The 23197-nt window shown below is 40.0% G+C and carries 24 protein-coding genes and 4 pseudogenes; 7 read left to right on the plus strand and 21 right to left on the minus strand.

The window, feature by feature from the left end; genetic code table 11:
• Positions 1-40 precede the first annotated feature (40 nt).
• From PN838_RS21395 to PN838_RS21445, 13 genes and pseudogenes are all read right to left on the minus strand, one after another.
• The gene (locus PN838_RS21395; RefSeq protein WP_272181916.1) at positions 41-685 is read right to left on the minus strand and encodes a DUF5060 domain-containing protein; all 645 of its coding nucleotides are present in this window, start codon (positions 683-685) and stop codon (positions 41-43) included.
• A 265-nt stretch (positions 686-950) separates the two neighbouring features.
• Complete coding sequence (locus PN838_RS21400) at positions 951-2963, minus strand: methyl-accepting chemotaxis protein (RefSeq protein WP_215965143.1); 2013 nt, start codon at positions 2961-2963, stop codon at positions 951-953.
• Between the two features lie 163 nt (positions 2964-3126).
• Entirely contained in the window at positions 3127-3447 is a 321-nt protein-coding gene (locus PN838_RS21405; protein WP_272181917.1) for a hypothetical protein, read from the minus strand.
• 238 nt (positions 3448-3685) lie between these two features.
• The gene (locus PN838_RS21410) at positions 3686-3943 is read right to left on the minus strand and encodes a metallophosphoesterase (protein ID WP_272181918.1); all 258 of its coding nucleotides are present in this window, start codon (positions 3941-3943) and stop codon (positions 3686-3688) included.
• An 8-nt stretch (positions 3944-3951) separates the two neighbouring features.
• A pseudogene (gene apaG / locus PN838_RS21415) lies at positions 3952-4316 on the minus strand (Co2+/Mg2+ efflux facilitator ApaG/CorD).
• A 7-nt stretch (positions 4317-4323) separates the two neighbouring features.
• Positions 4324-4497, minus strand: a pseudogene (locus PN838_RS27630) (16S rRNA (adenine(1518)-N(6)/adenine(1519)-N(6))-dimethyltransferase RsmA); the annotation flags it as partial.
• A gap of 22 nt (positions 4498-4519) precedes the next feature.
• Positions 4520-5121 (minus strand): annotated as a pseudogene (gene rsmA / locus PN838_RS21420) (16S rRNA (adenine(1518)-N(6)/adenine(1519)-N(6))-dimethyltransferase RsmA).
• 50 nt (positions 5122-5171) lie between these two features.
• A complete protein-coding gene (gene pdxA, locus PN838_RS21425) occupies positions 5172-6194 on the minus strand; it encodes a 4-hydroxythreonine-4-phosphate dehydrogenase PdxA (protein WP_370661124.1) in 1023 nt (340 codons plus the stop codon).
• Positions 6170-6487, minus strand: a complete 318-nt coding sequence (locus PN838_RS26685; protein WP_334313424.1) for a peptidylprolyl isomerase — start codon at positions 6485-6487, stop codon at positions 6170-6172. Before PN838_RS26685 ends, pdxA begins: the two co-directional genes overlap by 25 nt.
• A complete protein-coding gene (locus PN838_RS21430) occupies positions 6447-7370 on the minus strand; it encodes a peptidylprolyl isomerase (RefSeq protein WP_334313425.1) in 924 nt (307 codons plus the stop codon). Before PN838_RS21430 ends, PN838_RS26685 begins: the two co-directional genes overlap by 41 nt.
• A 99-nt stretch (positions 7371-7469) precedes the next feature.
• Positions 7470-8612, minus strand: a complete 1143-nt coding sequence (locus tag PN838_RS21435; protein WP_272181919.1) for an LPS-assembly protein LptD — start codon at positions 8610-8612, stop codon at positions 7470-7472.
• Positions 8558-9418, minus strand: coding sequence for an LPS-assembly protein LptD (locus PN838_RS21440; RefSeq protein ID WP_272181920.1), 861 nt, complete (start codon positions 9416-9418; stop codon positions 8558-8560). Before PN838_RS21440 ends, PN838_RS21435 begins: the two co-directional genes overlap by 55 nt.
• A 151-nt stretch (positions 9419-9569) precedes the next feature.
• Complete coding sequence (locus PN838_RS21445; protein ID WP_272181921.1) at positions 9570-9758, minus strand: hypothetical protein; 189 nt, start codon at positions 9756-9758, stop codon at positions 9570-9572.
• 161 nt (positions 9759-9919) lie between these two features.
• On the opposite strand from PN838_RS21445, the gene PN838_RS21450 reads away from it, so the two are divergent.
• Entirely contained in the window at positions 9920-10114 is a 195-nt protein-coding gene (locus PN838_RS21450) for a co-chaperone DjlA (protein ID WP_272181922.1), read from the plus strand.
• Positions 10115-10202: 88 nt separating this feature from the next.
• On the plus strand, positions 10203-10772 hold the full coding sequence (gene djlA, locus PN838_RS21455; protein ID WP_272182679.1) for a co-chaperone DjlA: 570 nt from the start codon (positions 10203-10205) through the stop codon (positions 10770-10772).
• Between the two features lie 19 nt (positions 10773-10791).
• Here djlA and PN838_RS21460 read toward each other — a convergent pair whose 3' ends face one another.
• The gene (locus tag PN838_RS21460; protein ID WP_272182680.1) at positions 10792-11211 is read right to left on the minus strand and encodes a DUF3530 family protein; all 420 of its coding nucleotides are present in this window, start codon (positions 11209-11211) and stop codon (positions 10792-10794) included.
• Between the two features lie 46 nt (positions 11212-11257).
• Positions 11258-11827, minus strand: a complete 570-nt coding sequence (locus PN838_RS21465; protein WP_272181923.1) for a DUF3530 family protein — start codon at positions 11825-11827, stop codon at positions 11258-11260.
• Positions 11828-11961: 134 nt separating this feature from the next.
• On the opposite strand from PN838_RS21465, the gene hemH reads away from it, so the two are divergent.
• Together hemH and PN838_RS21475 are read left to right on the plus strand one after the other, a co-directional pair.
• Positions 11962-13092 (plus strand): ferrochelatase, encoded by a 1131-nt coding sequence (hemH, locus tag PN838_RS21470; protein WP_272181924.1) that lies wholly within the window; start codon positions 11962-11964, stop codon positions 13090-13092.
• Between the two features lie 54 nt (positions 13093-13146).
• Positions 13147-14523 carry a Na+/H+ antiporter NhaC family protein gene (locus PN838_RS21475; protein WP_272181925.1) on the plus strand — a complete coding sequence of 459 codons (1377 nt, stop codon included), beginning with the start codon at positions 13147-13149 and terminating at the stop codon, positions 14521-14523.
• Positions 14524-14767: 244 nt separating this feature from the next.
• Here PN838_RS21475 and PN838_RS21480 read toward each other — a convergent pair.
• From PN838_RS21480 to PN838_RS21495, 4 genes and pseudogenes are all read right to left on the minus strand, one after another.
• Positions 14768-15959: pseudogene (locus tag PN838_RS21480) on the minus strand (amino acid aminotransferase).
• Between the two features lie 61 nt (positions 15960-16020).
• Entirely contained in the window at positions 16021-16356 is a 336-nt protein-coding gene (locus PN838_RS21485; protein ID WP_272181926.1) for a hypothetical protein, read from the minus strand.
• A gap of 379 nt (positions 16357-16735) precedes the next feature.
• A complete protein-coding gene (locus PN838_RS21490; RefSeq protein WP_272181927.1) occupies positions 16736-18409 on the minus strand; it encodes an ATP-binding SpoIIE family protein phosphatase in 1674 nt (557 codons plus the stop codon).
• A gap of 27 nt (positions 18410-18436) precedes the next feature.
• Complete coding sequence (locus PN838_RS21495) at positions 18437-18742, minus strand: STAS domain-containing protein (RefSeq protein ID WP_215965130.1); 306 nt, start codon at positions 18740-18742, stop codon at positions 18437-18439.
• A 222-nt stretch (positions 18743-18964) separates the two neighbouring features.
• Between PN838_RS21495 and PN838_RS21500 the strand changes: the two genes are divergently transcribed.
• The 3 genes from PN838_RS21500 to bamJ all read left to right on the plus strand — a co-directional run bounded on the left by PN838_RS21500 (position 18965) and on the right by bamJ (position 20902).
• On the plus strand, positions 18965-19309 hold the full coding sequence (locus PN838_RS21500) for a translation initiation factor (RefSeq protein ID WP_215965129.1): 345 nt from the start codon (positions 18965-18967) through the stop codon (positions 19307-19309).
• A 33-nt stretch (positions 19310-19342) separates the two neighbouring features.
• Complete coding sequence (locus PN838_RS21505; RefSeq protein ID WP_272181928.1) at positions 19343-20146, plus strand: response regulator transcription factor; 804 nt, start codon at positions 19343-19345, stop codon at positions 20144-20146.
• 135 nt (positions 20147-20281) lie between these two features.
• A complete protein-coding gene (gene bamJ, locus PN838_RS21510; RefSeq protein WP_272182681.1) occupies positions 20282-20902 on the plus strand; it encodes a BamJ family beta-barrel-assembly machinery protein in 621 nt (206 codons plus the stop codon).
• Between the two features lie 87 nt (positions 20903-20989).
• Here bamJ and PN838_RS21515 read toward each other — a convergent pair whose 3' ends face one another.
• Both PN838_RS21515 and PN838_RS21520 read right to left on the minus strand, forming a co-directional pair.
• On the minus strand, positions 20990-22498 hold the full coding sequence (locus PN838_RS21515) for an aminotransferase class V-fold PLP-dependent enzyme (RefSeq protein WP_272181929.1): 1509 nt from the start codon (positions 22496-22498) through the stop codon (positions 20990-20992).
• 154 nt (positions 22499-22652) lie between these two features.
• Entirely contained in the window at positions 22653-23111 is a 459-nt protein-coding gene (locus tag PN838_RS21520) for an Lrp/AsnC family transcriptional regulator (RefSeq protein ID WP_215965125.1), read from the minus strand.
• Positions 23112-23197: the final 86 nt, after the last annotated feature.

Raw genomic sequence — 23197 nt, forward strand, 5'->3', positions numbered from 1 at the left:
TTAGTCGTGTTCCAAATAGGGTCGCCTGATTGCCAATGTTTTACATGCTCCTGATAGTTACGGTCTGTGGGGTGTTATCAAAACCAGTAAAGCCAAGCAATACTTCAGGGCTATTTGCACCAGCCTTTAAAAAGAATTCGAGATTACCGCTAAATTGCAAAAATGGTTTGTTAACATATTCAAGCTTTCCTTTGGTTCTAAAGTCTTTGTTATCAAGCTTTATTGTTGAATTAACAACCGTAAACTGCCCCTGTTTTTTGTCAAAGTAGCCTGCAGAATCAGAATGCGCCGTTTGTTTTGTAGTAAAAGGTAGGCTTGCGATATTTTCGCCTGTAACAAAGGACATTGAATAGCGCCAGACTCCGACTTCATTGGGAGAGAATAAAACCTGCCATTTATTGCCAGCTTGTGCATGGGTATTTTGAGCGTTTGCGTCGGCGGCATAAAATCCAGGGACAAGGTAACGTTTATTGCTTGGGCTGATAAAAATTGCGTCGGCCCTGAAGTCGCTAAACGGATTTGGTGTGGCAAGTTCATTGGTTTGTGGACCGTCAAACGTTAGGCTAAGTTTGTGCCAAATATTTACCGTTTGGTTTCCTGAATGGCCTTGTGCAAAGCTACTACCAAAACCTAAGGCGAGAAATGCAGTAAGTAAAAACGTTATTTTTATTGTCTTAATTGTCATTGGCGTCCCACTAAATAAAAATACTAATTATTAACAGGCTACTTTAATCAAATTTAGGTCGGACTATATGTTACGTTTTTGTGTTTAGCGCAAAAATTATTGTTGGCTTATTTGATACGTTAAAAGAGGGAGTTTGTCTCAACTAGTTAATTAAGAGTATTGTTATAAGTGAAGGTATATTTAAAATATCTGATAATAATCCTTTTATATTTAGACATAAAAAACCAACTTCCGTTGGTTTTTTTATTGAATGGTTAGCCTAGGTTTAAAGTCTGAACTGATCCACTGACAATCTTAGTTCTTCAGCTAATCGCGCAACTTCTTGCGAAGATTGGTCAGTTTGTACCGCACCTGCGGCGGTTTGCTCGGCAATTGCAACAATTGATTCAAGTCGTTCACTAATTTCGCTGCTGACTTGATATTGCTCATTCGCTGCAATCACAATTTGTTCACTCATATCATTTGCTTGATGAACAGAATCTGTGATGCCATCAAGTGCGATAGTTGCTTGTTCAGTTTGAGTGACACACAATTCAGCTTGAGTTTTACTGTTATTCATTACCGTTACTGCAGATTTAGAACCGCTTTGTAATTGTTCGATCATGTTTTGAATTTCTTCGGTCGACTCTTGAGTTTTACTCGCAAGAGAACGAACTTCGTCGGCAACAACCGCAAAGCCACGGCCTTGTTCACCGGCACGAGCCGCTTCAATCGCAGCGTTAAGTGCTAATAAGTTTGTTTGTTCCGCTATGCCACGGATAACATCTAAGATGCCGCCAATAGCTGCACTGTGATGATTAACCTGATTAATAACACTAGAAGCTTGTTCAATTTCACCAGCCAAACTCATAATGGTCTGTTTGTTGGTATCTGAAATTTGTTTTACGCGTTCCGCTTCTTCGTCAGCATGTTTAATGTCAGCTAACGCCTCTTTCGCACGTTCCATTACCGATGATGATGTACTGCTCATTTCTGTTGTTGCCGTTGCAGCTTGTTCTACTTGAGAACGCTGGTCATTTATTGCGATAGTAGATTCTTTAACGACCATAGAGGTCTGTTCAGAGGCAGTTGCAAGCTGATTTGAACGGTTAACTATGCCATTAATAAGCTCACGTAGGCTTTCAATAAGTTTATTACAGTTAGTGGCTAATTCACCAAATTCATCGCGATTTGAGTCGTCTAGTCGTTCAGTTAAGTCACCGGTTGCAACAACGTTAAGTACGCGGTTAACTTCAGCAAGTGGGCGAGTTACGCGGATAACCGTTTGCCATGCAATAAAGACAGATGCGATAACGGAGAAAACAATTACGCCATAGCTGATGTTAACCCCTTCGTTAACGTCGTTTGTAACGTTATTTGTAGTTTCGTTTAGCGTCGTTTTAACTGCTGACTGCAACGCTTCCAATTGATCTAATCCATCAAGGATTTTTTTGTTTGTCGTTTCCAGCAGTGTGTCGGTTAGTGTAATTTGATCTAGCCATCCAAGTTTTAATTTGTGCACGGCTTTAGGTGAATTCAGTAATTCATTAACAGCTTCTAATTGGTCTTCAATATCAGAAAAACCTTCAAAACTATTTTTTTCAACATCTGCTTTAATCAGTTCCAATAAAGTACCAGAACGTTCTTGAATATAGGCTAATTCTTTGATGATAGTTTCGACGTTTTGTTTTTTCGCTTCTTTACTAATATCCGACATCGTCGTGATTAGTGAGACCATCGTCGATTCTAATTGAGAAATATTTTTTGTCGCGTCATCGGTGGGTTTTAAATTATTAATATCTATGAAATCTAGTAAGTATGTTGCTGCGTCGTCTGCCGCGTATTCTGTCTCTTCTAGTGCCGAAGCTACATTGTCACGATATTCTAAAATTTTGTGTTTAGATTCAAATAACTTAAATGCAGTATCTTTAAAACCAGAATAGGACTCTGTGACATTAGGCAATTTGTTGGCGAGTTCAGACGTATTAGAAACTATACCTTTAAGAAGGTTTAAATCAGTTTCAAAATCAGCCGCTTGTGCTTTGAAAGTATTAACCGACTGCTCAGTTTCTGCATAGTTTGATGCGTAATAGTCGAGTAATGTGGTTTTACTTAACAACAAGAAGTGCTGTTGTAACTTGGCACTAGCCTCCATTGCCGGTACTGATACTTTGTTCACGTCCTGTGTCGAATCTGAAATTCCATTTAACGTTGTCACAGAAACTGCGCCTAACCCTAAAATTAAGACAGAGGTAATGGCAAACCCTCCAATTACTCTCATTGCGACTGTTAAATTCATGGGCACTCCTACTAAATACAACGAAACTCTCTGTTAATATATGAGTATCGGCAGACAAGTTATTATTATTAATATAATTTAAAATACTATCACGTTGTTTTTGTTATTACAGTAATAATGCATAAGTAAAATCTAAGTCGTTACCTTATCTTTGTAATAAAAATTATGCATCAACCCTAATAAATGACTGGGTTTGCCAATCTAATAGCGTAAAGTGGTTACCCCATACAAAACCCGTATCCAGTGCGATAATATTTTTATTTCCCGTTTCACCCATTAACGATGCCCAATGGCCAAAAATCCATTTGTTTTTGTCAAAACGTTTTGGGGCCAGTTGAAACCAAGGAATAAATGATTTGGACATTGACTGGTCGAGTAAACTAGGCGAGCCTTTCTGGCTGAAATCAAGTTCGCCTAAAGGAGAGCAGAATCGCATTCGAGTCAGCGCGCTAATGGTATACCTAAGTTTGTCTTGATCAGGCATTTCTTCGGTCCACACACTTGGTTTATTACCGTATAACAGCGGTAAAAAGACAGGTAATTGCTACTGTTTAGCTCATCGCTAACGTTTTTAGCCCATAATTTGGCCGTTTTGGGTTTCCACGATGGCGGTAAGCCTGCGTGTGTCATATAACCACTTTTATCCGGCAACGCTTGTATTAAAGGCTGTTGGCGCAGCCAATCTAAGTATTTGGGCAGCTTTGAACTGTCGAGAAGGTTTGTTAGGTTGTCCTTCGGATTGGCTTTTTTAAACCATTGGCAACGGCTATAAAGTGTAGGTCATGATTACCTAATACCGTTTTCACGCTGTCACTGTTTTTATAAAGATATTTTAGTACGGCGAGGGAGTCCTCGCCGCGGGCAATTAGATCACCTGTTAGCCACAATACATCTTTTGCTGGATTGAACTCAATAACTGCTAAAGCCTTTCTTAATCCGGCATAACAACCTTGAATGTCACCAATAAAATAGTCGGCCACGGTTTTCCTTAATGCACGATATTTGGGATCGCAAGCCTAAAAACAGGAATTGCGACATTGGTTAATTCGTCTCCTGCTTTTGCCATTTGATAATAACCTTCCATTGTCCCCACTTCTGTCTCTAAAACACAACCGCTTGTGTAAGTATAATCTTCATTGGGCTGGATAATAGGTTGCTCACCAACAACACCAGAGCCCTGAACTTCTACTTTTTACCGTTTGCGTCTGTGATCAACCAGTAACGATTAAATAATTGCACGGCAACATCTTCGTTGTTTTTAATGGTAATTGTGTAAGCAAATACGTATCTAAAACTTTTAGAGTCAGTTTGTTCTTCAATATTTCGAGTGGCTACGGTTATCTCGATATTCATCAATTTGTTACCCCTGCTTTTTGTTGTCTAACCACTGGGCAATCTTGATGTAGTCGTCTAACGACAGATTTTCAGCTCTTTTTGTTGGATCGATACCTAGAGAAACAATCTCTTCAACCGTTGCGATATTTTGCAAACTGTTACGTAACGTTTTACGACGTTGGTTAAATGCCTCAAGACAAACGTGATTTAATGTCGCTGGATTAACCTAGTTTACGATCTGCATGCGACTTAGGAATTAACCGAATAACCGCAGAATCAACTTTAGGTGGTGGCACAAACGCAGAAGGTGGCACGTCAGTCACAGGGACACAACGACAGTAATATTGTGTCATAACACTCAATCGACCAAAGGTTTTACTGTTTGGCGCCGCACACATTCTATTTACAACTTCTTTTTGAAGCATAAAGTGCATGTTTTCAATGTTGTCTAAAAACTGAAACAAGTGAAACAACAACGGCGTCGAAATATTGTATGGCAAATTGCCAAATACTTTTAATGGCTTGTCATCACGTTTGATTTCAGAGAAATCAAATTGCATTGCATCAGCTTGATAAATATTTAACTTTTTACCGATAAATGGATGAGTCGACAATCGCTCAGCAAGATCCTTATCCAGTTCAACAACATTAAGTAAGTCTGTTAATTCCGCCACTGGCTCTGTTATTGCGCCAAGACCGGGACCTATTTCAACAATGTTTTCGCCAACTTTAGGGAAATCGCGCGTACAATTCGTTCGATAACGTCTTCATCTGTTAAGAAGTTTTGACCAAATCGTTTTCTGGCTTTATGCCCCTGATGAATACCTTTAGCAGGGTTAAAGTGTTTTTACCTGACGTGCGTTTAGTCATAAATTATTTTCGTGCCTTTTGTTCGTTGGCCATTTTTATTGCATAACGAATAGCAACTTCAATGCTACCAACGCTTGCTTCTCCGGTTCCCGCTAAATCTAAGGCAGTACCGTGATCAACCGATGTTCTAATATAAGGTAAGCCTAGTGTGACATTGACTGCATTGCCAAAACCTTTGTACTTTAATACAGGCAATCCCTGATCATGGTACATGGCTAACACCGCGTCTGCTTGATCTAACAATTTAGGCTGAAAAAGTGTATCTGCCGGAAGGGGACCAACTAGGTTTAGCCCTTCACTGCGCAATACATCGAGCGTAGGTTCGATGATTTCAATTTCTTCACGGCCCAAATGGCCGCCTTCACCGGCGTGTGGGTTTAAGCCGCACACTAGAATACGAGGTTCGTCTAATCCAAACTTCGCTCGTAATTCGCTATGTAAAATGGTTGTCACTTTGTGCAACCGTTCTGGAGTAATCGCTTTGGAAACATAAGCTAGTGGGATATGAGTGGTTACTAATGCGACCCGTAAACCTTCAGTTGCAAGTAACATTACAACGTCGGATGTATTTGAATGATTAGCAAAAAATTCAGTGTGACCACTAAATGGAATACCAGCTTGGTTAATTATGCCTTTGTGCACAGGGCCTGTGACAACAGCGTCAAAAATACCGTCCATATTGCCCTGACTCGCGATGGTCAAGGTATTTACAACATAATGGCCATTTTTGTCATTTAACTCACCTGGAATCGACTCCACAGTAAGAGGTTCGTGACAGACAAATAATTCACCGGGGACATGAAGTTCAGGTTTTGCCGCAGGGTCAAATTGTTTTATGACCAATGGTAAACCTAATGCTTCAGCACGTTCTTTTAATAAGTCTTGATCAGCAATGGCAATCAATTGTGATTGCCATTCTTGTTGTGCGACCTGAACAACAAGTTCAGGTCCTATTCCAGCGGGCTCACCTATGGTGTTACCGCAACTCGTTTTATCATTAGTTACTCTGCAATAATTTCTATAAATGCCTGATCTCGAATTTCACGTAACCAGTTTTCAACTTCTTCCGCAAACTTACGGTTATACAAAATTTGGTACGCTCTATCTTGTTTGCTCTTTTCAGTCGCATCAGCGGTTCTGTTTTCCATTAGCTGCACCACATGCCAACCAAACTGTGAGCGGAATGGCGCGCTGTACTCACCTACTTCTAACTTACCTAATTGAGCTTTAAAGTTGTCATCATAAATGTCTGGGTTTGCCCAGCCTAGTTCACCGCCTTTAAGTGCTGAGTACTGGGTCTTCAGAATGTTCTTTAGCAAGCTCACCGAAATCTGCGCCGTTGTTTTTAACGTCTTCAACAAATTTATTTAGCATAGATTGTGCTTTTTCTTCACTCAGAATAATAGACGGTTTAATCAGAATATGTCGTGCTTTAACTTCTTTAACTTCGACTGTTTGACGGCCTCGGACATCGAGTATTTTAATGATGTGAAAACCTGCGCCAGAACGAAGTGGTCCAATTAAGTCACCTTTCTTTTTACCTTTAATGCTGGCAGAAAATAGAGTAGGCATTTCGTTTATGCTCATAAAGCCCCAATCACCACCTTCAAGTGCTTTAGCACCAGATGAAGAAGCGATAGCAACCTTAGTAAAGTCACTGCCTTCATTCAGCAAGTTGATAACCTTATCTGCAACTGATTTACGAGAGGTAATCTCTGTTTGGGTTGCTTTGCTGTCGACTGCAACTAAGATATGACCTATTTGGTATTCTTCTTTACTTGTTTGTTTGTCAATTAGTGAAATAAGAGTATTCACTTCCTGCAGTGAAATATTTACGCGTCGGTGGACACTGGCACGACGAACTTCACTAATTGAAATTTCTTCACGCAGCTGCTCTCGGTAACGCTCATAACTTTGACCTGAATCAGTTACAATTTTTCGTAGGTTTTCCACAGTAATTTTTTGTTCAGCAGCGATTGACGCTATAGCTGAATCTAAGTGCGCATCGCTGATTTGGATGCCCATTTTTTCTGCTAGTTGTAACTGAATACTTTTTAAAATCAAGCGGTCAATTGACTGCGTTCTTAATGCTCGATCAGAAGGCAATTCTTGATTGCTTTTCAGTGCCGTCGCTTTAACTTCGTTAATTACTGATTCAATTTCACCTTCTAAGATAACGTTGTCGTTAACTATGGCAGTCACATTATCGATTTTTTAGGAGCTGCATTAAGCGCTACACTTGTCATCGCAAATAGAAGTGTCAGGCTTAAAATCGATTTTCTTATCATTCTAATTCTCGTTTTAATTTGTTATCAAATAGGGGCGACGATAAGCGAAAATGCTGTCAGCAAACAACTTAGTGATTGCTGATTTGGTTTCGCCGCCGAGTCCATTAATTCTAAAATTTAAGCCAATGCTGTTGTCGTAAGTTACGTCAACATCGTCTATAGCTTGTTCGCTGTTTAAGTCTAATCTTACCTGCCTTTGGGCTGCAATTTGCACGCTCCAACAACAAGAACGATATTCAAATCCTACTAAGCTGTCGAGGTTTACCTTGCGCTCAGAGTCATAGTGGTAACTTGCCGCAATCGACCACTGATTATTAAGTTTGTAACTGGTGAAAAGGCCAGTTTGGTTGATCTTTATGCCCGCGACATCATTGGCAAATCGATGGTTGATCTGAATATTTTGATCTTGTGTCAAATAATAATCGAGTGCCACAAATCCTGTATCAACTTGCTGTGCGTCCCGATTATATAGGAAGCCGCCGTCAAGTTGCCAATGTTCTGAGATCCGACCAAAAAACTCGATAGCAAGCGACGGTTTAGAGGTGGTTAACTCGCCATTAGTTCCCTCTTCATTACTATTTTGGCCAAATTTCTGTACTTGGCCGATGCCAAATCGCAATAACTCTGTGTTCTTTTCGTCAAATATACTTGTACTAAAACCATACGTGGCTTGGTTCATAGCAGATATACGATCGATACTTGAATATCTATTATCGCGGAATAGTGCAAAATAATCTTCTTTTAAAAGCTGTGAATCATAGAGGCCAATGCCAGATTGGTCTTCTTCTTCAACATATACATATTGGATTTTTGGCTCCAAAGTCTGTCTCACTGACTTACCAAAGTAGTTACTCTGTTTTTCGAAGTTTAAGCCTGTTAATAGGCGATACTTAAAAATGCCACGGTAAATATCTTCTGAGGTATCCGCAGTTGTATTTTGAATTTCGTAATTTGTTGATAAAAAACTTACACCGGTTTCAAACTGAAAGGCAGGGCTGTAATAACTATAATTTAATTTAGGTTCAAAATGCAGTCGGTCAATTCTATCGTCATCAAACGAACTATGAGTGAAGTGGGTATATTGGCTATGCAGGCTAACTGTCACGCCTTCCATAGCCAAGTTTTCACGCCAGTCAGCTTGCAGTTGGATTGGCACAACATACGACGAGGTATGGGGGCCAAGTTCAGATATTTTTGAGATAAAAAGCTCGCATCAAATTTTTCGCTGAAATAGTTTACATTGACGAAGTTATTGAGATGCGTATCCGCCTGATGATGATAGTCACTGTTAAATTCGCTGATGTAATTGTCATCACTCAAATTGGTATATTGCATTTGCATATTCCAATTTTCGTCCCAACTGGAGTCGTGTTGGATATGTGCCAAGTAACGTTGCGATAGACTATCGTCACTTTGATCTTTATCTAAATATTCAAGTTGTAAAATATTATAACTGTTTTGAGTCATGTACCGTAAGTTGTTATTTAGCTGTGTGCCTCGCTCTGACATGTATTTAGGTGTGAACGTATAATCTAGGTTTGTGGCAATATTGAAGTAAATAGGCTGTGCATAGTACGCGCCATATCGACTTGAATTACCTAACTCCGGGAACAATAAACCGGTTTTTCGTTGGTCTGTTATCGGGAATGTTACGTAGGGTACGTAGATAATAGGCACATCATTTATTCGAAATGTGGTATTCCAAGCCTCGCCCCAGCCTTTCTTTTGATCGATATAAATGCTGTTTGATGAAAACAACCAACTTGGGTCATCGCCCGGACATGTCGTAAATGTTGCATCGGCGAGTTTAAGTTTTTGATTATTCTCAATTGAAAACTCTGCAGCTTTACCGCGACCTGAGTTAAATCCAAACTGGTATTCGGCATCAAGTAACTTAAAGTCTTTGTTGGAATCGTCAATAAAAATAGATTCGCCTTCAACTGTGGCTGAGGTCGAATCCAATTTAATATTACCTTTAGCGGTAAATTGGTTTTTAGCTCGTCGTAAATTGCACTGTCTGCTTGTACGGTTTGTTGTTGCTGAAAAATAACAACGTTACCTTGAAACTCCGTAAATTCGTTTCTGATTAATTCAGCTTTATCGCTTTCGACCATTATTTCAGAGCGGCTTTGATACGAGTTTGCAATTTTTTTATGCGAGCTTCTTCCGCGCTCACCGGAATTTCGATGTCACAAAGTGGAACAGCTGCCAAAGCACTGTTCGAAAAACAATAAAGTAACAAGGTCGATAAAGACGTTTTGCTTAGGCGCAGTAATATTGTCTTGACGCGATTAGCAATCATGGTTGGACTCAACGTAACCTCATATGGAAAAATTTAGGGAAAGCACACAGATAGAATTCTATCCGATTTTTTACGCTATACTACGCGGCCTATTGAATTAGGATATAATTTCCCCATTAAAGTGGGTGATTAGATTAAGATTTGTACAAAAGTAGGTGAATGTGACTGGAAAAATAGCTGGGGTCATTTTTGGGATCCTTTTAACTCGCAATATTTTAGGTGCGCTTGTGGGCCTATATGTTGGTTATTTGTTCGATAATGCAATTAAAAAGATGGCGAACAAACAAAATGTTGCAAACTGGCTAGAGAGTGGCGATTCAAAACAATCGATCTTTTTTATAGCACTTTTTCTGTGATGGGGCATGTGGCAAAGGCAACCGGTCGGGTAACACCAGAGCACATCCAGACAGCATCCGATTTTATGGCTAAAATGCGTTTGTCTGAATCGCAAAAGAAGAAGCGCGTGACGCGTTTAGAGAAGGTAAACTGCCGGGGTTTCCACTTAATGCGAAACTTAAATTATTTAAACAGCATTTTGGTGATCGCAGCGATCTACAGCAGTTTTTTCTCGATATCTTAGTTCAAACCGCTTATAGCGATTCAGTCTTAGAGCAAAAAGAATATGATGTGTTGTTGAAGATAAATAAAGAATTGGGCTACACCAAAAGGTTCTTAGATCAGCTTATTTCAATGTGGGAAGCTGAAGTTCGATTTCAGGCGTATAAGCAAAAACAACAGGAAAAATATAAGCAATACGACCGTCGTTCGGAACAACGAGAAAAATCTCGACAGGCTGAGTCTCCCTCCTTGCAAGATGCTTATGCACTTATCGGGGCGAGTGAGCGTGATTCTACTCGAGAAATTAAGCGGGCCTATAAAAGATTGATGTCACAAAACCACCCAGACAAGCTTGTTGCTAAAGGACTTCCTCCTGAGCTTATGGAATTGGCGAAGCAAAAAACGCAAGATATTCAAGCGGCCTATGATCTGATCAAAAAAGCCAGACAGTTTTAATTTTTAATTGCATTTGAGTTTACATCCCTACGGATGATAAAAAGCCGTATATTTCTTTAAGAATACGGCTTTGTTGGCCGTAGTAATTAGTACCAACGTGCAGTTTTCTTTGTCGATAATCGACCTTAAAATACTTCCGGGCTAATTTCTTCCGCATATCAACATTGGCGAGAACCCAACTGTTATCAGCATATTGATATAAATCTAAGATGGCATAATCACTATTAGCGACACTTTCTGCTAATTTTTTGTTTTCATTTTGTTGTGGCATAAAAGCACTGAGCATAATTAATGCGTCCGGCAAAAACTGGCGATTTTGGGCGATGATTTCCGTTATCCAAGCGCAGCTTTTTCCCTGACAAATAACAAGATAGTAGCCGGGTGAACTCGCGGCAAGTTGCCATGCAGCATCTAATCGACGTTGGATTTCTGTACTGATTTTTTGCTCCCTTCGGGAGTGAAAATGGGGTCAATATAAAACGATTTTAGCTGTAAGTTAGGATTCGTTTTTCGGCAACCTCAGTTTTTGGATCTACCTCACTTTCTGTTTGTTGTTCCGAACTTGAAGGTTCATCAACTGTACCAACTTCCACGGTGTCTGTGGCGTTTTCATCAGTGGCAGGTGTTGTTTCTTCTTCGATGATTTGTGAAAGGTCATCTGGCATTGTCAGTAATAAACTGTTCCAGCCATAGTCTGTAAGCTTGTCGTATAGCCCACTGATCGCAGCTTGTTTATGAATAGGTTGCTCGATATCAGGTACAATGATCGCCGTGCCTTTGGTTAGGCCCGCGGTTTGTTCTTTAAATAATGCAATAAACTCTTGGTCGCCAGCGGTTAGAAACTTAATTTGTTCGTCAGCAATAAAGTGACGAATGTCTTCTGCATGCTGACGCGCTTTAGAGATCGGCGGGACATATTCAGCTGCGTTTGCAAGTTGCATAAACAACAGGCTACAGGCCAGCGCAGTCGTGACTAATGTCGCAATCGTTCGTATTGGTGACATTTTGTTGTTTTTAATAAATGTTTTCCTGTCTTTTGCCATTACTTTACGCATAAAATAGTTAACTCGTTGGCTCTATTATTTAATATCGGCTTTAGTTTCAATTCCTATAGCGCTTTGAGCATAATATTAATAAGGGTGATCGATATCGAACTTTTATCGTACATAGATAATTTAAGTGAAGTTGCATGAAGTATATTAATTCAGAAAATTATAAACACGAACATGGGGACAAAATTGGCGTTCTTCTTGTTAATCTAGGTACGCCAGAAGCGCCAACTAAGGCGGCTGTAAAGCCTTATTTAAAGCAATTTTTGTCTGATCCCCGTGTAGTCGAAATTCCAAGGGTAATTTGGTACATGATCCTAAACGGGATTATTTTACCTTTTCGTTCAAAGCGTTCCGCTCATGCATATCAACAAATTTGGACCGAACAAGGCTCGCCATTATTAGCGAACACAGCGAGTCTTTGCGGCGGTGTTGTTAAACGTATGGCACAAAAACACCCAAACCTAGTGGTCGATTTTGCTATGCGTTATGGCAAACCCGATATGGAAAGTAAATTGCAATCATTATTGGATAAAGGGGCGACTAAACTCATTGTTTTACCTTTATATCCTCAGTATTCAGCGACAACGACTGGCTCAACGTTTGACGAAATAGCGCGTTTGTTTTCAAAGCGTCGCTGGTTTCCAGAATTACGGTTTGTGAACCAATATCACGATGATCCTAATTATATTGAGGCATTGGCCAATAAAGTGAAAGCGCATTGGCAGCAACATGGCAAGGCAGAAAAGCTCGTATTGTCTTTTCATGGGATCCCAAAACGGTTCTGGTTAAATGGTGATCCCTATGTTTGCCAATGTTTTAAAACAGCGAGATTGTTAGCTGAAAAATTGGAACTTACAAAAGATGAAATGCTAACGTGTTTTCAGTCTCGATTTGGAAAAGCGGAATGGGTGCAACCTTATCTAGAAGGTACGTTAAAAGCGTTGCCCGGCAAAGGCGTAAAGTCAGTGCAAGTATTTAGCCTATGGTTTTCCGTGGATTGTCTGGAAACACTTGAAGAAATTGCAGTAGAAAACAAAGAGTATTTTGAAGACGCTGGCGGTGAACGTTTTCAATATATTCCCTGTTTAAATGACGATGAGTCTCATGTTGACATGATAATGAATGTTATTGAACGTCATGCAAGCGGTTGGGACCTAGCGGATGGTCAATCGCCAGAAGCGCATGCAGAGGCTAATGCAAACCTGCGTCAAAGCGTTATTGATAAAGAAGAAGAACTTTCTCAAATTTCGTCAGTCACGAGCGTTTAGTAAGTAGGCGCTCTTAATACATAATAATAAGTCTAATCGAGTGAAAATTACATTATGACAAATGACCTCTCAATTCTGTCGTCAAATAACGATAAAGGTTCAGCAATTGCCTTATTACCCTTAGCTTTCTTTGTCGCTATCTTTTTGGGGACAGGCATTGCATTGCATTTACAAGGCGTGGCATATGCGTTTTATCAATTGCCTGCACCTGTCGCCATTATTCCGGCTATTATCCTCGCCTTAATGCTTGACCGAACACGTCAAAGACAGGCAAATAATGGTTTGTTAGTCGCGCCATTGGAAACCAGTTTGAATTCATTTATTGAGGGCATGGGGAATAATAAAGTTATTACTATGTGCTTGATTTACTTGCTTGCCGGGGCGTTTTCATCGGTGGCAAAGATCACGGGTGGTGTCGATGCCGTTGTCGCTTTAGGCCTTGATTTAATTCCGGGTCAACTGGTCGTTGCTGGGTTATTTATAATATCGGCCATCATAGCAACGGCAATGGGGACAAGTATGGGGACAATTGGTGCGGTAGCGCCAATTGCCGTAGGTGTTGTTAGTGCCACAGATATTGACCCCGCATTTTTAGCCGGCGCTGTTGTGGGTGGCGCAATATTTGGTGATAACTTAAGTTTTATTTCTGATACAACTATCGCGGCAACAAAAACGCAGGGCGCTGAGCTGAAGGATAAATTTAAAGAAAACCTAAGATTTGCATTACCCGCCGCAATTATTTGTTTGGTTATTTATAGTTTTGCGTTGGACTCACAGGTGACTGAGTTACCGAGTCAGGTGGATTCAAATTGGATCTTAGCCTTACCTTATTTCCTAATTATTGTATTGGCAATTTTAGGTGTTAACGTATTTGCGGTATTGTTATTAGGTACTGTTTTATCGGCTTTGAGCGGCGCAGTTTTTGCTGATTACGAGCTAGCTAATTTGGGTAAAGATATTTATGCCGGTTTTAGTGCGATGCAGGAGATATTCTTACTCGGGTTGTTAATAGGTGGTTTAAGCCAATTGATGAAAGTGCAGGGTGGTTTAGGGTTCTTAGTCAGAAAAATGGAGAGCTTTACGCAACGGTTTGCCAGTGAAACGAACAAATACGCCAATAAATTTGCAATAGGTGGATTGGCTTTCATTACCAATTTAGCCGTGGCAAACAATACCGTGTCAATTATCGTTACCGGTGATACAGCGAAACAGCTAGCTGAAGACGCTAAGATCTCTCCTAAACAAAGTGCAAGCTTACTTGATATCTTCAGTTGCATAGCTCAGGGCATCGTTCCTTATGGCGCTCAGGCACTTTTGGCTGCTGCGTCATTTGGTATCTCACCGGTCGAAGTTGTCACAAACGTTTGGTACTGTTTTATTCTGGCACTGGTAACTATTGTTCTGTTGTTTTGGAAAAACGGCGAGAGCTAGTGATTAGGCTTACGACTTTGTTGTCAGTTGCATTTAGAGGCTCTTATCCAGAGCCTTTTTATTCCCGGTAATTACTCAATGCCATTTGATACACCTAAAGGTTATCTCAATTACCGACTATTAAATTATTGAGTGCTAGCTGAGAAAGATGTCTGACGTGAGAATATCTTTATGGTGGCATGTTTTTTGAAAAAAACCGCAACAATTAAATGTTACGGTTTTGATTTACAGTAAATAATGGCGCTTATTTATTAAGTACAGCCGCCAGTGATTCTGCTAGGTAATTTGCATTGGTGTCGTTAACACCGGCAACATTCACTCGGCTTGAACCGACGATATAAATGCTGTAATCAGTTTTTAATGTGTTGATGGCCGCTTTATCTATTCCTAAGAATGAGAACATACCATTTTGGTTTGCAATGAAATCAAAGTTTCAGGGACACCTTTCTCAGCAAATTTCGTTGCGATAAAGCTACGAAGTCCGTTAATGCGTTCACGTTTCTCGTTTAACTCTTGATGCCACAATGCGGTTAAATCTTGGCTGCCCAAAATAGTGGCAACAATATCAGCACCGTGTGCAGGAGGCATAGAGTAGATTGCGCGAATAACATTTAATGTATTGCTAAATGTAATTTCTGTTTTAATCGCGTCACGCCCCACAATGCTGATTGCACCGATACGTTCACGGTACAAACCAAAGTTCTTAGAACATGAAGAACAAACAATCATTTGCTCAACTTGATCTGCTAATAAGCGAATACCAGCAGCGTCTTCTTCTAAACCAGAACCAAATCCTTGATATGCAGAGTCGATTAAGAAAGTGAATTTTTGCTGTTTTGCGATATCAGCAACGGTTTGCCACTGCTCGATATTAAGATCCATACCACTTGGATTGTGGCAACATGCATGGAATAAAACCACATCACCTTCTGGAACTTTGCTTAGTGTTTCAACCGTTTCGTTAAATTTAAGACCCATAGTGTCAAAATCAAAATATGGGAATTCTTCAACTTTTAAACCAGCGGCTTTGAATATGCTTAAGTGGTTTGCCCATGTTGGGTTGGTTACCCAAATGGTCGCATCTGGATTTGCACGTTTGATTAATTCAGCTGCAACTCTTAGCGAACCTGTTCCGCTAGAGGTTTGTGCGGTCTTTACGCGTGATGACTCAATAATTTGATGCTCACCAAAAATCAACTGAGTAATAAGTGAATTAAAATCCGCGTTACCCGCTAAACCTAAATACGATTTAGATGTTTCGTTTTCAAGACGAAACGCTTCTGCTTTTTTACTGACTTTAAAACTGGCGTATTGCCAACTTCGTCTTTATAAACACCGACGCTTAAATCAACTTTTTTAGGGTTTGGATCAGCTTTAAATTCGGCCATTAAACCAAGAATAGGATCGGTAGGAACGGGTTGTAATTGATCAAACATGATGTCTCACTTAACTGTTATTCGGTTGATTAATTTAATTTTGAGTTTGAAAAAAGGTGGCCTAGCACCTCGCAAACAACTTCAAATACGGCTTGTTTGTCCGCGTCAAAGCTATCTGTACTAAAACATTCTGCGTCGATGATACCAATAATGTGGTCTGTACAGCCAGACCCATCGTTGACCTTTTTAAACTATTTGGTGATAAAATAGGCCAACATAGTTCACTTTTCACTTTTGGGTCGCAGGTATAGTATTCACCGCCGTCAGCGACGTACTTTTGGACATCATTAATTGTCCGTTTTTCACCATAAAGCCCAACAAAACTATTGTTGCTGATAGTTGCAAATTCAGGTGTTAATGGGAATTCAGCACGGCTTGGTTCACCAAAATAAGCCAATTTTGTTAATACTTTCTGGTCGTTATTATCAGAGCGTGTTAAGTAAACCCCAAACCAGTCAACGGCCGTTTTGTATTTGACCCAGTCAACAACTGCTTGAACTTGTTTAACTAATACTAACTGCTGAGTGTTTAATACATTAGTTAAATCAAAAGGTTCGGGTGCGAGTTCGCCAAATAACGAACAGCTACCCCTTCACCTAGCATAGGCACTGCATACTGGGTGATCAGATTAACAGGGTGATTTTCAAGCCAAGTAAGTAACTCATTTTTTAATTCAAGCATTAGCATCATTCTTTATTTTGGGTGTTTAGCCGTCTAAACGTAAGGAATGCTAACTTGAGAAAACCGATATGTAAACCATTTTTGGTATGTTGATGTTAATTTATTGATCTAATTGGGGAGTTAAGTTTATAAGCAACGTGTACTTGGTTACCTTTTTCATTGTAATTAACAAACTCAGCAAGCTCATGTAACAACATATTGCCTCTGCCGTGCTCTAACTCACATTCAAAATCGAAGTCATTGTCTTCCGCAATAAATCCGTCGCCACTGTCGGTAACAATAATATGAACTGAGCATTCAGCGGGCTCGTAATTAATGGCAATTTTGATTTGGCCTTCATTGAGTCGTTCTAATCTTTCAATTCTTAAACTGTAATATTCCATAAAGCCATCGTCAGTGTCTTTGATTTTGGAATCAAGGCCCAACAAACCATGATCCACAGCATTATTATACGCTTCTGACAGTAACAAAAAGAGTGTTGAGCGATGTAACCCCGCGCCTTTTATTTGCGCTATTAAATCGACAACTTCGGCAACAGGGTCTGTCGATTTTATTTGTTCAACATTTAAATCCAAATTAATGACAAGTGGTAATGTGGAGAAATGGTTATCCCACTCATCTTCATTTGAGTTAATTGCTGCACAACGAAGCGATAAAATTGAAATGTCGTCGTCTTGTTCTGCATCGCCACGAAATTCATTGAGGGAGTCGACGATCTGTGCAATTGAATTGTTGTTAACGTCGTTTATTAAGTGTTCGAGCCTATCATAACCGAACATTTCTTGGTTTTGATTAAACGATTCAACTACGCCGTCTGTCGCCATATAAAGTTTGTCAGAGACGGAAACCGAATAATTTTCGACGGCTAAGTCAAATTCGACATTGTCAAGAATACCAAGGGCCATATGCTGAGATGCGATAGTTTGCTTTATGCCACTTAGGTCATCAACTAAATACATATCTGGCGTGCCACCTGCCCATATCGATAAGCTTTTACCTTGACTGCTTAACTCAATAAGGGCCGCTGCACAAAACATATCGTCGGGCAGTAGTGTGAGTAAAATATCATTGATTTCACACGCTATGTCACCAACCGATAAGCCTTTTTGTGTCATTGAATAAAAGGTTCGTGAGACTGGTAACGTTCCCACTGCAGAAGAGAGTCCGTGACCTGTGAAGTCACCCATCATCACATATAAGTTACCTGTTGGGCCGAGCGCAACCAGCATAATATCGCCGTTAAACATAGATGCTGGCGACAAGTGGTATTCAAGTAAGTGAGGAACTTTGTAATTGCCTTCAAGGGCTCGGTTAAATATATGTTCGACAATTTGGTGTTCGCGCTCAGTTTTTAGTCGATAGAAATCAAGCTGCTTTTTCTGTTCGAATGTTTTAATACTCAGAGCACGGATCCGAGAATGAGCCTGAATTTTTGCCTGTAGTATAACCCGGTCAAATGGTTTGTTAAGGAAGTCATCACCGCCTACTTCAAGGCAATGTTTTAAACTGTCTTGGTCGTCCAATGCGGTAATAAAAATAATTGGCAAGTAAACTTCTTTCGACAGTTCTTTCAACTTTGGTGCCGTTGAATACCCATCTAAAATCGGCATAACAACGTCGAGCAACACTAAATCAGGAGATTCTTGTTTAAAAACACTGATAGCTTCGATGCCATTTTCGGCTAAAACAACAGTGAAGCCCTCATGCTCTAGCATGTGCTTAAGTAAACTGCGATTTAGTTCTTGGTCGTCAACTACCAGTACTTTCAATGTTGTTCAGCCGGTTGATATACGTTTTTAATCAATATCAAACTTTTTATCAAAGCGAGATATCTGCAATATTTTCTTAATTTGTGGTCGACAATTTGAGATTTTGATATTTGGAATACTGCTGCCTAGAGATTTTTGCATATTGAGCAACATGCCAAGAGCAGAACTATCCATATATTCAGTTTCACGTAAATCAACAACAACGCAATTTAGTTTTCTATCTATGTCAGAATAAGCGCTTCGAAACGACTGAACTAAATTAAAATCAAATTTTCCTTTGATCTGGATTGTAAAGGTTTGACCATCTGGCGAAGTAGAGGTGGTTAAACTCATTATTAAAGCTCCTAGTTTTATGTTTTACATTTCTATAATTGCTTGAGATTAGAGGAAAACTTCAAGGAAATGCATGTCCAAGTTAATTTCTTAACCTTAGATTCAAGATTAATCTGTGATCCTACAAAAATCCAGTGAATGTACTGAATTAGTTTTAATTGTTTTTAATAATAGTTGAAAATGGTAAATTTCCGTCAAGTTAATTGAAATGATAGAGGTCATATGGCTGACTGGCAAAATCAGTTAAGTAAACTAGTCTACTCTACAGACAGTGGAAAAATTGAAGATAAAAAACCGACAAATGTACAAGTCGGAGAAGTATATAAAGATGGATTTGTACGAATTTCTCGTGAAACAAAAGGTCGTAAAGGCAAAGGTGTCATGATCATCACAGGAATACAACTTCCAGCAGATGAATTCAAAAAGCTTGCTCAAACACTGAAGAAAAAATCGGGTACCGGTGGTGCCGTTAAAGATGATCAAATTGAAATCCAAGGTGACGACCGAAACAAGTTGCAGTCGATCCTAGAGGACATGGGTTATAAATGTAAGATTTCGGGCGGTTAACACCTGACGTCGTCGTATTATGAGATCAATTAAATGAATGAATTATCACCGCAAGACTTATCAATACTATTAATCGAACCGTCACCAACACAGCAAAAATTCATCGCCAGACAAATGCAGCAAGAAGACATTGTTAATATTGAATTTGCCAGTGATATAAAAAGTGCCAAAGCGTATTTAGCAAATCATCATCCAGATTTAATAACAAGCGCAATGTACTTTGACGATGGGACGGCATTGGAATTTGTTCGAGAGCTAAAAAGTGACGAGCACACAGCAGACATACCGTTTATGTTGGTTTCTAGTGAGTGTCGAAAGGAGCAACTCGAGGCGTATCGTCAAAGTGGCGTCATCGCTATTTTACCTAAACCCTTTACCCCAGAACATTTGGGAACGGCTATAAACGCGACATTAGATATCCTAAGTGCAGAAGAGCTTGAGTTGTCTTTCTTTGATGTTAAGTCACTGAGAGTATTAGTGGTTGATGACAGTCGTTTTGCTCGTAAGTTTGTCTCCCGTGTCTTAAATAGTTTGGGTATTGAAAAAATAACAGAAGTTGCCGATGGCAAAGAGGCGATTGATACGATTAAAGAACATATGTTTGATCTTGTCGTGACAGATTACAATATGCCAGAAGTGAACGGTAAAGAGTTGACGGAATATATACGTAATGAAAGTGAGCAAAGCCACATTCCTGTTTTGATGGTCAGTTCGGAATCAAATGAAGCGCATCTCGCTAATATTGAAAAATCAGGTGTAAATGCGATGTGTGATAAGCCGTTTGAACCTGAAAATGTCAAAAAGATTTTGTACAGTTTATTGGAAGGAGAAGAATAAAGTTCAAGAGGAATGCATTGAATTGGGCTTTCACTGACAAGTATCGTTAACAAGATGGATAATTTCCCTCTAAGCATGGCGATTTTAGTTCAATATGGTAGTATCCCCGCTTTATTTTTTAATTGATAGAGAAGCATTATGTCTCAATATTCTACTGTAGAACTACAGGCTAGTTATGGTATCGGTCGTCAAATTGGCGATCAAGTTGCAAGCAACCCTTTTGAAGGTCTTGACGCTAACGCAGTTGCGCAAGGTGTTATGGACGCATTAAACGGCGCTGAGTTTGCTGTTGAAGTTGAAGATTTACGTGAAGCATTTGGCGTAATCAACGAACGTATGCAAGCTGCTCAAGCAGAGCAAGCAAAAGAAGCATCTGCAGAAGGTCAAACTTTCTTAGATGAAAATGCAAAACGTGATGAAGTTACGGTAACTGAATCTGGTCTTCAATACGAAGTTTTAGTTGCAGGCGAAGGCGAAAAACCAACTGCGGCAAGCACAGTTAAAACTCACTACCACGGCACTCTAGTTAACGGTACTGTGTTTGACAGTTCTTATGACCGTGGTCAACCGGCTGAATTTCCAGTTGGTGGCGTAATTAAAGGTTGGACTGAAGCATTACAACTAATGTCTGTTGGTTCAAAATGGCGTTTAGCAGTACCTTATGAGCTAGCTTATGGCGAGCAAGGTGCAGGCGGCGCGATTGGTCCTTTCCAAACACTAATTTTTGATGTTGAATTACTAGAAATCATTGCGTAATTTAGCTTTAAATTGATTGTGAAATGGCAGCCATTGGCTGCCATTTTTTTGCTTATTTGTCCGGTTTTTACTTTTCAAAGTATGATATTAAGCACGTTGCAAGAACCGACTTAACCAATTGTCCGGTTGTTGTTTTGGCATCGGATCAAAGTCGGCAATGTTTATGATAGAGGACGTGCTTTCCACAATTGGAATATAGTCCGCTGTTAGCGGATCAAATCGATAATCTTGTTGCCATTGTTGGGCATTTTTGACAATTTCATTTACCGCTTGAACAATAAAACGAGCTTCTGCATCGGTTGATGTTGGGTGCAAGGACACTCTTATCCAACCTGGTTTCGCAGATAAGTCGCCCTGATCGATTTGACCGGTTATATTACCCGATGTTGACTTGTCGACATTTAATAAAATATGACCGTAGGTGCCAGCACAACTGCAACCCCCACGACTTTGAATGCCAAATCTGTCGTTGAGTAATCTCACCATTAAGTTGTAATGCATATCTTTAACATAAAAAGAAACAATGCAGAGTCTGTCTTTGATGTCGCCTTCAAGTAAACCCACTCCGTCTATATTTGCTAAGCCATTCAACAAAATGTTGGTCAATTGTTGTTCTCGCTGATGGATTTTGTCAGTGCCCATTTGGTCTTTGAGTTTGATTGCTAGAGCAACCTTAATTGTTTGTAAAAATCGCAGAGTGCCGCCGTCTTCTCTCACTTCAACGTCGTCGTAAAACCCTTGTTGGCCCCATGGATTGGTCCAGGTCACTGTCCCGCCGCCCGGTTGGTCGGGGATTTTATTGCCGTACAAGGCTTTATCAAAAACTAAAATGCCACTACTGCCTGGGCCACCTAAAAATTTGTGAGGCGAAAAGAAAATAGCATCTAGCTTTTGTTCAGGGTCAGATGGATGCATATCGATGTCGACATACGGCGCAGAGCAGGCAAAATCGACAAAACAAAGACCGCCGTGTTGATGCATAATTTTGGCCATCAAATGGTAATCGGTTTTAATGCCAGTCACGTTACTACAGGCAGTAAATGAGCCTATCTTAAGTGTGCGTTGTTTGTAGATCTCAAGCTGCTGCTTTAAGTCTTGGATACAAGGTTTGCCATCGGCGCCTTTCGCTAAGATAACCACGTCAACTTCACAGGCATTCCACGTTGTTTGATTAGAATGATGTTCCATATGCGTGATAAATACCACAGGGCGTAAATTGGATTCAGCGGCAAGAGTTTTAAATCGTTCTGGTACTCGCAGACCTAGCATACGTTGTAATTTATTTACGACCGTGGTCATGCCTGAACCAGCACTGATAAGCGCGTCATTCGCGCTGGCATTTACGTGGCGCTTTATTATTTGCTGCGCGTCGTGGTAGGCGCGGGTCATTGTGGAACCCGTTAAGTTTGTTTCTGTATGAGTATTAGCGACATAGGGACCAAGTTGCTCAACAAGGAAAGTTTCTATTGGTTGATATAGGCGACCGCTAGCCGTCCAGTCGGCATAGACCACATCCCGCTTTGTATTATTAAAATCTACGTTAAGGTCGTGGCCAATTATGTGTTGTCTGAATTGGTTGAAATATTGTTCGAGCATAAGAGTATCCGCTTGTTAAAACTGACACCATTATATCGAGCATGTAGGAAATGATTTTTCTATTACTTCTATTTATCGGCTAAAGGTTGGTAATTAATCCCACAAAAGTAATAACTTTTGGAATAAAAAACTATATATGCGCTACTTGTTAAAACTAACAGTAATTGAGTGGGATCTCTGTGGTGTATTTCATTTGCTCCATCGCAAAACTGGAACTGACATCGCTAAATCCAGCTTGGCTGATAAGTCGCTTATAAAATTCATCATAGGCTTTCATGTCTGGCACTAACACTTTTAGTAGGTAGTCCGTATCACCACTCATGCGATAAAACTCAGTGATCTCGGGGGCGGTTTCGGCAAAGTTGTGAACATTTTTAATCCAATCGGCATTATGTTGATTGGTTTTTAAGTTCACAAATACGGTGAGTCCAACATTTAGTTTCTCTGAATCAAGCAGGGCAACTCGTTTACGGATAATACCATTTTGCTCGAGTTGCTGAATACGACGCCAACAAGGGGTCTGGCTTAACCCTATTTTGTCAGATATTTCTGCGAGAGATAAGGCTCCATTAGTTTGTAAAAGTGACAGAATGTGACGGTCAAAGTTGTCCATTTATTTACCCAATGCAAAAAGATGTGAAGGCCATTATGACCTCCATCGTATTGTAATTTTCCAACGTCCTGATATTTTTGCAAATA

The organism is Psychrosphaera algicola, assembly GCF_028401425.1.
In the GTDB taxonomy this organism is placed as follows: Bacteria; Pseudomonadota; Gammaproteobacteria; order Enterobacterales; family Alteromonadaceae; genus Psychrosphaera; species Psychrosphaera algicola.